Annotated in this window: 15 protein-coding genes (1 of these 15 only partly in view); 10 read left to right on the top strand and 5 right to left on the bottom strand. The window is 63.6% G+C overall.

All coding sequences use genetic code 11. The annotated features are described in order from the left end of the window. Positions 1 to 74: 74 nt before the first annotated feature. Complete coding sequence (locus tag AC6IY7_RS10820) at positions 75 to 893, bottom strand: creatininase family protein (RefSeq protein WP_497779002.1); 819 nt, start codon at positions 891 to 893, stop codon at positions 75 to 77. 256 nt (positions 894 to 1,149) lie between these two features. On the opposite strand from AC6IY7_RS10820, the gene AC6IY7_RS10825 reads away from it, so the two are divergent. The 3 genes from AC6IY7_RS10825 to AC6IY7_RS10835 are packed head-to-tail and all read left to right on the top strand — an operon-like array spanning position 1,150 to position 3,748. After that, positions 1,150 to 2,169 (top strand): ABC transporter substrate-binding protein, encoded by a 1,020-nt coding sequence (locus AC6IY7_RS10825; protein ID WP_497779004.1) that lies wholly within the window; start codon positions 1,150 to 1,152, stop codon positions 2,167 to 2,169. Then, positions 2,166 to 2,948: an ABC transporter ATP-binding protein gene (locus AC6IY7_RS10830; RefSeq protein WP_497779005.1), complete on the top strand. Its 783-nt coding sequence runs from the start codon at positions 2,166 to 2,168 to the stop codon at positions 2,946 to 2,948. Before AC6IY7_RS10825 ends, AC6IY7_RS10830 begins: the two co-directional genes overlap by 4 nt. Continuing rightward, on the top strand, positions 2,945 to 3,748 hold the full coding sequence (locus tag AC6IY7_RS10835; RefSeq protein WP_497779006.1) for an ABC transporter permease: 804 nt from the start codon (positions 2,945 to 2,947) through the stop codon (positions 3,746 to 3,748). Before AC6IY7_RS10830 ends, AC6IY7_RS10835 begins: the two co-directional genes overlap by 4 nt. 399 nt (positions 3,749 to 4,147) lie before the next feature. Here AC6IY7_RS10835 and AC6IY7_RS10840 read toward each other — a convergent pair whose 3' ends face one another. Continuing rightward, the gene (locus AC6IY7_RS10840; protein WP_497779007.1) at positions 4,148 to 5,536 is read right to left on the bottom strand and encodes a L,D-transpeptidase family protein; all 1,389 of its coding nucleotides are present in this window, start codon (positions 5,534 to 5,536) and stop codon (positions 4,148 to 4,150) included. A gap of 247 nt (positions 5,537 to 5,783) precedes the next feature. Here AC6IY7_RS10840 and ychF point away from each other — a divergent pair, with 247 nt between their 5' ends. From ychF to AC6IY7_RS10865, 5 genes are all read left to right on the top strand, one after another. Further along, positions 5,784 to 6,881 carry a redox-regulated ATPase YchF gene (ychF, locus tag AC6IY7_RS10845; protein WP_497779009.1) on the top strand — a complete coding sequence of 366 codons (1,098 nt, stop codon included), beginning with the start codon at positions 5,784 to 5,786 and terminating at the stop codon, positions 6,879 to 6,881. A 132-nt stretch (positions 6,882 to 7,013) separates the two neighbouring features. Further along, positions 7,014 to 7,301, top strand: a complete 288-nt coding sequence (locus AC6IY7_RS10850) for a hypothetical protein (RefSeq protein WP_497779010.1) — start codon at positions 7,014 to 7,016, stop codon at positions 7,299 to 7,301. A gap of 221 nt (positions 7,302 to 7,522) precedes the next feature. Further along, positions 7,523 to 7,942 carry a recombinase family protein gene (locus AC6IY7_RS10855; RefSeq protein ID WP_497779011.1) on the top strand — a complete coding sequence of 140 codons (420 nt, stop codon included), beginning with the start codon at positions 7,523 to 7,525 and terminating at the stop codon, positions 7,940 to 7,942. A gap of 28 nt (positions 7,943 to 7,970) precedes the next feature. Beyond that, a complete protein-coding gene (locus tag AC6IY7_RS10860; protein WP_497779012.1) occupies positions 7,971 to 9,179 on the top strand; it encodes an abortive infection family protein in 1,209 nt (402 codons plus the stop codon). Next, a complete protein-coding gene (locus AC6IY7_RS10865) occupies positions 9,176 to 9,922 on the top strand; it encodes a hypothetical protein (RefSeq protein ID WP_497779013.1) in 747 nt (248 codons plus the stop codon). The genes AC6IY7_RS10860 and AC6IY7_RS10865 overlap by 4 nt, the downstream gene beginning before the upstream one ends. A gap of 293 nt (positions 9,923 to 10,215) precedes the next feature. Here the strand turns inward: AC6IY7_RS10865 and AC6IY7_RS10870 are convergent, their stop codons facing one another. Together AC6IY7_RS10870 and AC6IY7_RS10875 are read right to left on the bottom strand one after the other, a co-directional pair. Further along, positions 10,216 to 10,440, bottom strand: a complete 225-nt coding sequence (locus tag AC6IY7_RS10870; protein ID WP_497779014.1) for a type II toxin-antitoxin system prevent-host-death family antitoxin — start codon at positions 10,438 to 10,440, stop codon at positions 10,216 to 10,218. 91 nt (positions 10,441 to 10,531) lie between these two features. Beyond that, positions 10,532 to 10,990 carry a YaiI/YqxD family protein gene (locus AC6IY7_RS10875; RefSeq protein ID WP_497779015.1) on the bottom strand — a complete coding sequence of 153 codons (459 nt, stop codon included), beginning with the start codon at positions 10,988 to 10,990 and terminating at the stop codon, positions 10,532 to 10,534. A gap of 233 nt (positions 10,991 to 11,223) precedes the next feature. On the opposite strand from AC6IY7_RS10875, the gene AC6IY7_RS10880 reads away from it, so the two are divergent. Then, positions 11,224 to 11,610: an SPW repeat domain-containing protein gene (locus AC6IY7_RS10880; RefSeq protein ID WP_497779017.1), complete on the top strand. Its 387-nt coding sequence runs from the start codon at positions 11,224 to 11,226 to the stop codon at positions 11,608 to 11,610. A gap of 94 nt (positions 11,611 to 11,704) precedes the next feature. Here AC6IY7_RS10880 and AC6IY7_RS10885 read toward each other — a convergent pair whose 3' ends face one another. Further along, the gene (locus tag AC6IY7_RS10885) at positions 11,705 to 12,091 is read right to left on the bottom strand and encodes a hypothetical protein (RefSeq protein WP_497779018.1); all 387 of its coding nucleotides are present in this window, start codon (positions 12,089 to 12,091) and stop codon (positions 11,705 to 11,707) included. Between the two features lie 99 nt (positions 12,092 to 12,190). On the opposite strand from AC6IY7_RS10885, the gene AC6IY7_RS10890 reads away from it, so the two are divergent. Next, a protein-coding gene (locus AC6IY7_RS10890; protein ID WP_497779020.1) for an HAD-IA family hydrolase crosses the window boundary here: on the top strand, positions 12,191 to 12,230 show its start. The gene runs 653 nt beyond the window's last position; 40 of the gene's 693 nt are visible here — the first part of the coding sequence; the start codon lies at positions 12,191 to 12,193; its stop codon lies beyond the right edge, outside the window.

Genomic DNA, 12,230 nt, shown 5'->3' on the forward strand with positions numbered 1-12,230 from the left:
TTTCGGCCGCGCGCCGCGTTTTCGCCGAGCGGGGCGGGCGAATGCGCGCTATTTATTAACAGGCTGAAAATAAATTAGGTTTCGTCGTCGTCTCGCGGCGCTTTGGCGAAGCGCTCCAGATCGAAGGCTTCGACGTCGCGCAGAAGCTCGACGAAGGCGGTCGCCCAATAGTCGGCCGCGGCCTCGCCTTTGGCGGCGCTGGCCGCCGCCGCATCGCCGATGGCGCCCTCCTTGGAGAGGTCCTGCGTCATCCAGCCGAAGCCGATCGGCCTGTCGGCTCGCAGCCAGGTGAAGTCGCGCTCGAAAACGAGGCTCGCGGAGCGGAAATGGCGCGCCTGCGCCATATCGACGAAATCAGGCGCGAGCGCCAGCATCAGCGAGGTCTCGATCTCCCCGCCATGGATGCCGAGCCGGACCTCCTCCTCGCCGAACAGCCCGTCCGGATAGCCGAAGCGGTGCCAGGAGCAAGAGACGGCGAGCAGCCCCTTGCTGGCGCGCAGCTCCAGCGCCGCCTGGGAGAGCAGCGCCGAGTTGCCCCCATGCGAATTGAGGAGTACGAGCTTGCGGCAACCGGCGCGGGCGACGCCTTCGCCGATCTCGCAGAGGAGGCGCAGCGCCGTCTCATGAGAGAGGCTCAGCGTGCCGGGAAAGTCGCCATGCTCGATGGAGACGCCGATCGCTTGCAATGGCAGGAACAGCGCGTCGAGATCGTCCGGCAGGCGGAGGGCGACGCGCTCGATCATGCCGCGCATGATGTCCGAGTCGACGCCGACCGGCAGATGCGGCCCATGCTGCTCTACCGCGGCGATGGGCAGCACGGCGATGACGCGCTCCATCTCGAGGTCGCGGAAGTCGTGGGTGGTGAGGTCGATCCAATAGCGGGACGGGAGCATGGCGGAGAGGGTAGACCTTTCGGGCGGGGTTCGCCATAGCGGGGGCGATGGGGCGCATCCTTCTCCCGCATGCGGGAGAAGGTGGCCTCGCGAAGCGAGGTCGGATGAGGGCCCATCGGCATTGGCGCGCGGTTCGGATCGTCGACTGGAGCCCGCTCGGCCCTCATCCGACCCTGCTCCGCAGGGCCACCTTCTCCCACAAAGTGGGAGAAGGATGCGCCCCGAGTTTGTTGAAAAAATCGAGGTGAGGCAATCGATGACGAACCGCTTCGCAGCAAAGATCGCGGCTTTGGCTTTCTTCCTCTCGGCCCTTCCGGCCCTCGCGCTGGACAAGGTCTCCTTCGCCACCAATTGGCGGGCGCAGGCCGAGCATGGCGGCTTCTATCAAGCCCTCGTCGACGGCACTTACGCCAAATACGGCCTGGACGTCACAATATTGCAGGGCGGGCCGCAATCCAACGCCCGGCTGCTGCTCGCCGCCGGCCGCGTCGATTTCTGCATGGGCGCCAATCTCATTCAGACCTTCTCCGCCGTGCAGCAGAAGGCGCCCATCGTCGCCGTCGCATCCATGTTCCAGAAGGACCCGATCATCTTCATGTCGCATCCGGGCGCGGACTTCGATCGCTTCGAGGATCTGCCCAAGGCGACGGCCTTTATTGGCAATGACAATCTCGTCTCGGTCTATCAATGGCTTCGCCAAGCTTACGGCTTCAAGGAAGAGAAGATCAAGCCCTATACTTTCAATTCGGCGCCATTCCTCGCCGATAAGAAGTCGATCCAGCAGGGCTATCTGACCTCCGAGCCTTTCGAGATCGCTCGCCAGGGCGGCTTTACGCCGAATGTCTTCCTGCTCGCCGATTATGGCTATGACAGCTATTCGACGACGATCGAGGCGCGCAAGGAGACGATCGCGGCCAAGCCCGATCTCGTGCAGCGCTTTGTCGACGCCTCCATCATCGGCTGGTATCATTACATCTACGGTGACAATAGCGCCGCCAACGCCGCCATCCGCAAGGATAATCCGGAAATGTCCGAGGGCCAGCTCGCCTATTCGGTCGAAAAGCTGAAGGAGCGTGGCATCGTCGATTCCGGCGATTCGATCGCCCTCGGCCTCGGCGCGATGACCGACGCGCGTGTGCGCAGCTTCTTCGAGAAAATGGCCAAGGCCGGCGTCTTCCCGGCCGATCTCGCCATCGCCGAGGGCTATACGACGCGCTTCGTGAATAAGAAGGTCGGGCTGGAGCTGCGCCCCTCCCGGGCGGCGGGGGTGGAGTGACGGCGGGCGTCGCGACATTGGCGGAGCCTCTCGTCTCGCTGCGCGGGATCGGCAAGAGCTTCGCCAATGGCGTCATGGCGCTCGAGAATTTCGACCTCGATCTTCGCAAGGGCGAGTTTCTGACGCTGCTCGGGCCTTCTGGCTGCGGCAAATCGACGGCGCTGCGGCTCGTCGCCGGCCTTGCGACGCCGAGCGCCGGCATGCTCGACTGGCGCGAGCCGCAAGCGGCGCACAACATCGGTTTCGTGTTCCAGGAGGCGACGCTGCTGCCCTGGGCCGATGTCTTCGCCAATGTCTATCTGCCGCTGCGCCTCGCCGGCAAGACGCGTGAAACAGCCGCGCCGCTGGTGCGCGAGACGCTGGCGCTCGTCGGCCTCTCCGACTTCGAGACGGCGCTGCCGCGCCAGCTGTCCGGCGGCATGAAGATGCGCGTCGCCATCGCCCGCGCTCTGGTCACGCGGCCGCGGCTGCTGCTGATGGACGAGCCCTTCGCCGCGCTGGACGAGGTGACGCGGTTTCGCCTCGGCGACGATCTGCTCGCGATGAAGCGAAGCCTCGACACGACGGTCGTCTTCGTCACCCACTCCATCTATGAGAGCGTCTATCTCTCGACGCGCATTCTGGCGCTCTCCGCCCGCGGCGGGACGATCGTCGATACGATCGACATAGACCCCGCCGTCGCGCGCGACGAGGAATTCCGCACGAGCCCCCAATTCGCGCAATTGTGCCGGCGCGCCTCGGCCGCCCTGCGCGGCGCCTATGGGGAGGAGAAGCAATGAGCGCCGCCCGGTCCCGGGAGAGGTCTCCGCTGCGCGACGCGCTGCTGCCGCTCGCCGTTCTGATGGGCGCGCTCGCCGCATGGGAGGCGATGGTGCGCATCTGGGACATTCCGCCCTATGTGCTGCCGGCGCCGAGCCTCATCGCCGAAACTCTGGTGAGGGATCGCGAGATTCTCTTCTCCTCGCTCATCGTCACTCTGACGACGGCGCTGGAGGCGCTGACGCTGGCGACGATCGGCGGCGTCACAATGGCGCTGCTGATCTCGCGATCGCGATGGATGGAGCGCGCGCTCATGCCCTTCGCCATCGTGCTGCAGGTGACGCCCATCATCGCCATAGCGCCGTTGCTGCTGGTCTATCTCGCGCCCGGCGAGGCGGTGCTTGTCTGCGCTTTTCTCGTCGCCTTTTTCCCCATACTCGCCAATACCTCGCTCGGCCTCGCCTCGGTCGATCGCGCGCTCGTCGAGCTGTTCGATCTCTATCGCGCCTCGCCCTGGCAAAAGCTCGTCTTTCTGCGCGCGCCGGCGGCGCTGCCGCAATTTTTCGCGGGTCTGCGCATCGGCGGCGGGCTGGCGCTGATCGGCGCGATAGCAGCCGAGCTCGCGGCGGGCGCCGCGGGGCAGGGAGCGGGCCTCGCCTTCCGCATTTCAGAGGCGGGCTATCGCCTCGATATCCCGCGCATGTTTGCGGCGCTGGCGCTGGTCTCGCTCGCCGGCGTCGTCATCTATGCGGCGCTGACGGCGCTGTCGCGCCTCGCGCTCTCGCGCTGGCACGAGAGCGCGCGCGGGCTGGACGAGTAAGCGAATCCTTCTCCCGCTCGCGGGAGAAGGTGGCCCGGCGAAGCCGGGTCGGATGAGGGTCCCCGCCCGTTTATCGACGCACAGCGCCTGCCCATCCGTCGCGCATTCGCGAGGCCACCTTCTCCCCCTTCGCGGGGGAAGGATTCGCGCCTCAGCGCCCGACGCCCACCTGCGCGCAGCGCGAATCCGCGGTCTTGAAATAAGGCGGATCGCAGGGCGCGAAGTCCTGCGGGCACATTTTCTCGCAATATTGCACGGGGAGGACGACGGTCTCCGCCGTCCGCGGCGGAGGGGAGCGCCGCTCTGCGGCTTGCGTCGCACAGAGAGCCCCTGAGAAGGCCAGGGCGAAAACGATCGAAGCGCCGCGCATTTATCCGTCCCTCCGATGCGAAGATCGAATCAGCGCTCTCCGCGCGCTTCGCCCACCGCGTCCACTCCGTATATATCGTTGCGGAAGTGAACGGTTCCATTCGCGGAAGCCCATCCGGTCATATAAACCCAGACGACCGGCACGGGCTTGGGCAGCGTCACGTCCTGGCGTTCGCTGCCGATCTTGGCCATGATCGCGGCTCTGTCCCATTGTCCCGGCGCGCCCTCGAGCAGCCAGGCGGCGAGGTCATAGACGCCCTCGACGCGCACGCAGCCATGCGAGAGGAAGCGATAATCGCTCGAGAAGAGCCGCTTGCTCGGCGTGTCATGCATATAGACGGCGTGCTTGTTCGGCATGGCGATGCGAATCGAGCCGAGCGAGTTCTGCGCGCCGCTATCCTGGCGCAGCGTATAGTTCGCGGCCCGCTCATTGGCCCAATTGATCGATTTTGGCTCGATCTCCGTTCCGCGATTGTCGAAGACGCGAATGCGCGCCTTGGCCAGGTAGGACGGGTCCCTCTGCATTTTGGGCATGATCTCGTTCTTGATGATCGAGACCGGGACCGTCCATGTGGGGTTGAGATTGACCGCGCCGATCCTGGCCTCGACCTCGGGCGAGGGATGCTCGACATCGCCGACGATCGCCGTATAGCGGCGCGCGACATGGCCATTCTCCACGGCGTCGACGGCGGCGGAGGGGATGTTGACCACGACATAGCGCGGGCCGAAGGGGAAATCATTGCCGGCGAGCCGCTGCGCCGAGGAGGCGAGCTGGCGAAAGCGCACCGAGGCCGGCACGTCCAATTCGCGCAAAGTCGCACCGGCGACGGCCCCGGTCTGCCTCAGTCCCATGCGGAACTGGAAATGTTTCACCGCCTGCGTGAGCGCTGCGTCCCAGGCCTCGCCGCCGGCCGCCTCCGCGGGCAGATCGCCCTCGGCCGAAAGGCGCCGGCGCAGCGCCGCCACCGCCTTGCCGCGCGCGCCGGGCTGTAGCGGCGTCCCCACCTTCGGCCAGCCGCCGGCGTCGGCGATCGCGGCGTAGCGCTCGGAGGCGAGCGAGGTGGCGAAGAAGGTCTCGGGCTGCAGCGCCGGGGTCGGATCGTCGGAGAGCGCCATCTCCCGCGGCGGCGCGGGCTTGGGCTTGGGTTTTGGCTTCGGTTTGGGCGCGGCCGCGGTCTGAGGCGCGGCGGCGGGCGCGGGCTCGGCCGCAGCGGGCGCCGCAGGGGCGGGCGCCGGCGCGGGAGCGGCGGGCTGCGGCGCAGGAGCGGCGGGGGCGGCGGCCGGCGCCGCCGCGGCGGGCGCGGATGGCGCGGCGGCGGTCTGCGCCAGAGCGAGAATCGGCGTCGAGGCGAGCAGTCCCGCCGCAGCGAATGTCGCGAAGGCGCGACCGGCCTGTCGAATTCGAAACGTGTGTCGCATGGTGTTCCGGCCAGAGTCGCGCCCGAAAATTGCCGACGCATTGCTTTTTGCAGCTTTTCCGCCTTGCCGGGCTCGCGGTCAACCCGCCGGGCGAAGATGCGGCCGCGATCGCGCGAAACCAATTCTTCGAAATCGGCGTTTTCGTCCGCTTCCTCGCCGCCGCAGCGTCTTTCGCGCGGCCCTTGCCTTTTCGCCCCGCCCCGCCCATACCGCGCCGCAGCGAGATCGCGCGAGGAAACCGGACGCCATGGGCTTCAAATGTGGAATCGTCGGCCTGCCGAATGTCGGCAAGTCGACCCTCTTCAACGCGCTGACGCAGACCGCGGCGGCGCAGGCGGCCAATTACCCGTTCTGCACGATCGAGCCCAATGTCGGCGAGGTGGCGGTGCCCGATCCGCGCCTCGACAAGCTCTGCGAGATCGCCGGCTCCAAGCAGATCATCCCGACGCGCCTCACCTTCGTCGATATCGCCGGGCTGGTGCGCGGCGCCTCCAAGGGCGAGGGGCTCGGCAATCAGTTTCTCGCCAATATCCGCGAATGCGACGCCATCGCCCATGTGGTGCGCTGCTTCGAGGATGGCGACATCACCCATGTCGAGGGCGGCGTCGATCCGATCCGCGACATAGAGACGATCGAGACCGAGCTGATGCTCGCCGATCTCGACAGCCTGGAAAAGCGGGTGATCCCGCTCGAGAAAAAGGCCAAGGGCGGCGACAAGGACTCCAAGGAGCTGCTCGACCTCATGCGCCGCTGCCTCGACCTGCTGCGCGACGGCAGGCCGGCCCGCATCGTCGAGATCAAGCCGGAGGAGCGCGGCGCGCTCGCCGGGCTCGGCCTGCTCTCGTCCAAGCCGGTTCTCTATGTCTGCAATGTCGAGGAAGGCGCCGCGGCCGAGGGCAATTCCTTCTCCGAGAAAGTGGCGGCGCGGGCGCGCGAGGAGGGGGCGGCGAGCGTCGTCGTCTCGGCCAAGATCGAGAGCGAGATCGCCGTGCTGCCGGCCGAGGAGCAGAAGGATTATCTCGAGGCGGTGGGGCTCGCCGAGCCCGGCCTCAACCGCGTCATCCGCGCCGGCTACACGCTGCTGCGGCTGGTGACCTATTTCACCGTGGGGCCCAAGGAGGCGCGCGCCTGGACCATAGAGCAGGGCACGCGCGCCCCGCAGGCGGCCGCCGTCATCCATACGGATTTCGAGAAGGGTTTTATTCGCGCCGAGACGATCGCCTATGAGGATTATGTCGCGCTGCGCGGCGAGGCGGGGGCGCGGGAGGCGGGCAAGTTCCGGCTCGAGGGCAAGGAATATGTCGTCATCGACGGCGACGTGCTGCATTTCCGATTCAACACCTGACGCGGTTGGGGGGCGTGGTGTTCGGGGGCAGTGATGCGCCAGGAGCGGACATTCCGGGAGGGTTCCATATTGGGCCTTATGCGACTGCAACAAAGCCGGTAGGTAGGCCCCACGCAACAACAGGAGGCGGCAATGGCAGAGGAACCACACATCCACGTCGATGGCGATGCGACTATAAACGTCGAAGCTATTAGGCGAATTGGAATAAACAATATCATAGACATAAAGTCGTATATCATAAACAAAATCGGCGAGCGCGTAATGCACATCATGGAATTTAACGATGGCGGAACGTGCGAAGTCACCTACTTGATGGACGGGACATTGGAGATATTCCAAGGAGAGCGGGTTTGTGTGCAGGTAAGAGAAAACGGCACGGCAATTATTATTGGCATGATTGAGAATATGCCTGAGTGTTGAAAGCTAGGTACCATAAATCAAGACTTTTGTAACACACGCTGCGCCTTGTTTTTCAGGGGCTTGGCGCGTGCAAAAGTTTGTTGCAAAAGTTTAGCGCTTTTCTACCCTGTCAGCATGACGGTTTTCGGATATGCCCGCGTCTCGACCGCCTACCAGAGCGTTGACGCTCAGCTCAGGTGAAGGCGCTACGCTCCGCTGGAGCCGAGAAGGTGTTCAGGGAGATGGCCAGCGGCGCGCAGACCGACCGCGCCCAGCTACGCCGAGCGCTCGCCGCCTTGGGCAAGGGCGACGTGTTGCTTGTGACGCGCCTCGACCGGCTGGCGCGATCGACGCGCGACCTTCTCAACGTGCTCGACGCTGTGGCGAAGGCCGGAGCCGGATTCCGATCTTTGGCCGACGCATGGGCCGATACCGCGACGGCGCACGGACGGCTTATACTCACTGTGTTGGGCGGCTTGGCCGAGTTCGAGCGCGATCTCATCCGAGCCCGCACCGGCGAGGGCCGCGAGCGCGCAAAGGCGCGCCGCGTTCACATGGGGCGCGGCCCCCTGCCCTTACGCGCCATCAACGGGAAGAAGCTCGCAAAGCTCTTGCGGACGGTACGGCAATGCAGGCAGACTTGGCGCGCCGGTTCAATGTGAGCAGAATTACGATGTCGAGGCTTGCGCTATGACGAAGGGGCCTGCTGCAGCCACGATCAAGAATTTGCGGCATCTAATCGCGTCCGTCATTTCTGATCACAAAGCCTACGACGTTCCCGGCGTCTGTGTTCGCTATGGCCTTGCCGAAGGCACCGGAGAAGAAGCTTTTCGTAGCAAATACAAATACGTCATGCAGCGCGTTCAGTCCCTTCCCGCCGATGAAATCTTGAAAGTCGCGCGCGCCATTCAAGACGAGGAAGACCACGCCGACCTTGGTGAGGCCCTCGCGAAAATCGACGAGAAAAGCGGCCCAACGATTACGCCGCTCACCCGCCGCCGCATTGTGGGGGAACTCGACAAAGTGCCTCTTGCAGGAGCCTTGGACGAAATTGAATTTCTCAGAAAACTCTGGCCAATCGACACCTTACCTTCACCTTCACCTTCACCGCGGCTCGACGAATATCAGATGGCCGATTATTTGCGCCGACATTTTTTTTTGAATGACGACCTCGACAATTCTCAGGTGCTCGAAGTTCTGGGTATCTATGATTGTTCGCAGGCCAAGTTTTTTCAGTTGCTCGAAGCGGTTCTCGATCCTTTAACACGCGAATTGCCCGAACAGTATGACCTTGCCGCTCGCTTGAATCGCCATCTCGCGTATGATGGTTTTCGTATTGAGGAAGCGGACAAAATGTCCGGCAGCCCGATTTTCAAGGTTCGCCATCTCGGATCAGCTGGATCCACCCCAGCCGACGCCGAGATTGCCAAGGCGCTTCACGCCTTCAATCCAGACGAGATCGCCGCCCGCTGGCAAGAAGCGCTCTCGCGAAGGGCTTCGGATCCACGTGCCGCCATCACGCTCGCCCGCACCTTGCTGGAAGACACCTGCAAATGGATTCTTCACGAGGCGAATGCCGTCTTCAAGGACGACGACGATTTGCCGGTGCTTTACCGGCAACTCGCCAAGACGCTTAAGCTCGCCCCAGACGAACACACGGAGCAGATTTTCAAGCAGATTTTGGGAAGCTGCCAGTCGATCGTGGAATCGATCGGCTCCATCCGCAACAAGCTTGGCGACGCCCATAGTCAGGGGCCGAAGCGCGCCCGCCCCCAAGCGCGACATGCCGAACTTGCGGTTAATCTCGCGGGCGCAATGGCGACGTTTCTTGTCGCGACGTGGCAGGCGCGGCAGCAGGAAGCCAAGCTATCCACGGAGCAAGGGGCAACATCGACATGACAGCAGACTATGAGGAGTTCACCATCAAGGTTCACCACGACGCAACAGCACTCTGTGGCGAAATCAACGGCTATTTTTACCGTGAAAAGGTAAAGATTAACGAGGCTATTTTCGTGCCGATGATTATCTTCGCGCGCATCATCAGGTTGCGCGATGCGGCGTTGATTCTCACTCAAGCAAAGCACCCGACCGAAGCAGGTATAATTTTGCTGTCGCAGTTCGAGGCGAAGCTCGACCTAGCTTACGCTGCTACAGACGTGAAGTGGGCCACCCGCTGGGTTGAGCATCAAAACGCCCGTCAAAGCGTGACGCAGAACGTTACCAACGCCATTAGCGCAGTTTTCGCCGACGAGCAGGGGCGGACCGTGGAGCAGTCAATCTTCCGCTATCTATCAGCGCTGAAGCACGGGAACCCTGCTTCGTCCGAACTCGGATTTCAAGTCCGTCGGACAAACGGAAACATCAGGGTTTCCACAGGCGAGATGGAGGATTCCTTGACCGATGTGGCCAGCGCCATGATGGGCGGATATGCGACCTGCCAGCTTGCATGGGCAGCTCAAGTGTTAAACGCCAATATCTGCCAATACGCCAAATGCGAACCTGCTATATTGCAGGCCGTTCATGACAACTGGCAGAACGTTGCCTGTTTCCAGAAAGAGTTTGCTTCATTTCTGGCGTCGCTGGTGGGCGACCGTGCTGGACACCTTGATCTCGCGTCCATTAAGCGGGTGCCTTTGGACTAACTCTGGTGCGAACAGGCCTTGCAAAGGGTAGAGGTTTTGCAAGCGTCAATTTTCAATGACCGCAACGGGTCATACTTCACCGCTCCCCATCCCGAACCAAAGAGTCGCGCCATGCACTGGCGTGGCGCGAGGTTGAGGAGTCCGGCTGATTTTAGAGCGCGAAGGTTCGGTCCAATAGTTCTGTCCTCGGAGAAGGCCTCGCTCTCCCACAGATGCGAATAGCGGATCACCAGTCCCGGCTGCGGAACCGGCCAGCTCACGGCCGCCAGTCTTTCAACTCCTCATCGAGGCGTTCATGACCGGGCGGAACCTCCGCCTTGGCGATGAGGGCGATTTCCTCTTCCGTGAACTCTTCCAGCTTGACCACGCCGGTCGCGGCGCTCGAGGCGGGAGTATTCCTCGGCGGAGATCATCACCAGCCTGTCACGACCGTTCTTGGTGATGGTGATCGGCTCCGACAGGGCCTTGTCCGCCAGCGTGCCGTAGTTCTTGATGAATTCGGCGGTCGAGACTTTCATTTTTGCATCACTCGTATTGTTCGCATCATGAGCGATTAGGAGGGACGGCAAGGCCTTTCCCTACAGCTCTCAGCGGAAAGCGCCGATCGGCTCATCGCCGCCGTCTCTGCTCTCGGGCGATGGCCTGGTCCAAGGCTTGAAGGAATTGCGATCGGTTGGCGGACGAAAATGCCGGTGGGCCGCCGGTGATTTCGCCGGTCGAGCGAATATGCTCCATGAGCGAGCGCTGCGCGAGCGCCAGACCGATCGAGTCCTGCGTGAAGGCGCGGCCATAGGGCGCGATCGCATGCGCCTCCTTCGCCAATACGCGTCCAGCCAAAGGAATATCGCTGGTGACGACCACATCTCCGGCGACGACCTGCTCTGCGATCCAATCGTCGGCGACATCGGCTCCGGCGTCGACGATGATCCGGGCGATCAGCGGCGATCGCGGGATTTGCATAAAGCTGTTGGAGACGACGAAAGTCTGCAAACCATAGCGAGAGGCGACTTTGTAGGTTTCATCTTTCACGGGGCAGGCGTCGCCGTCGATGTAGATCTTGATCGTCATGGCGCATCCTAAGGCGACACGGGGACATAATCGAGTCGATCGACGCGCCGATGCGAGCTCAAGGGCTCGCGGTCCAGTAGAGCGCGGGCTCGCATCGCTGGGACTCGCAATGGCGCGATGATTTCGCCGCGCGCCTATCGGGCGTCGATCGTCGCCCCTCCATGCCTCTGGCAGGGCGCCGCCTGCGCCTTATGTCTCCCCGATCCGCAGGGCTCGCGGCAAGGGAGGCGCGCATGAGCGATCCGAGCGCAATCGAGCGAGGGCAGGGCCGTCCCCGAGGAGAAGGCCGTCCCTATGACATCGCCTGCCTGATCCTGGGTGGGATCGTCTGCATCGCGCCCTGGGCCTTCGGCTATCATGACGATATGACCGCCGCCGCGGTGAGCTGGATCGCCGGCAGCTTTATCGTCGTCGCCGCGGCGATCGCGCTTACCAGCTACACGCGGCTCTTTCGCGAGGTGAATGTCGTGCTCGGCGCGCTCACCGCTTTCGCGCCCTGGCTGCTGCGCTTCGAGCACAATGTCCCCGCCGCCGTGGCTCTCGGCCTGCTGGGCGGCCTCGTCGCCTTTGTCTCTGCCGCCGAGCTCTTGTTCTGGCCGGAGACCGGCGCGAACGCTTAGAGCGTCTACAGCCGAAGTGGGCGCCGGTTCGGCGTTGGAAGCGCGTCAAAACAAAAGCTCGGAGTCTTTTCATGAAACATGAGAAGACTCCGAGCTATTTCGCCGGTGGGGTGCAGACCACCGAGCTCTCGTTCAAGACGAAGCAGATCGACATTTGCCCCGAGCGCAGATCGACGCGAAACACGCCGCCTTCGCCCGTGTGGCGCGAGGCGATGAGGGCGTATTCGCTGAATTGCCCGGCCTTGGCGCCCTCGCCCGGCGGATAGCAGAGGGTGACGCCGACGGCGGCGCCGTCCTTCAGCCCATATTGGCAGGCTCCGACTTCGCCGCTGGCGCGGTCGAGCCGAAAGACGCGGTTGAGATCGGTCTGCGGGGCGGCGAGAAATTCATAATTGCCGCCGAGCGCCGCGCCGGTGGACGCGAAGAAGACCGGCGCCGCCAGGGCGGCCCCGAGAGAGAGGAGACGAATGGCTGCGCGCAAGGTTACACTCCTTCGACGAATCACAGGGCGCAGTCTACACGCCGATGCGGCAATCGCGAGACGGCGCCGGGCGGGGCCTTGCGGAGAAGGGGTAGGCGGATGGTCGGCGCGCCGACATTGGTCTTCGATCTCGACGGCA

The sequence above is a fragment of the Methylosinus sp. is20ea genome, from assembly GCF_059718135.1.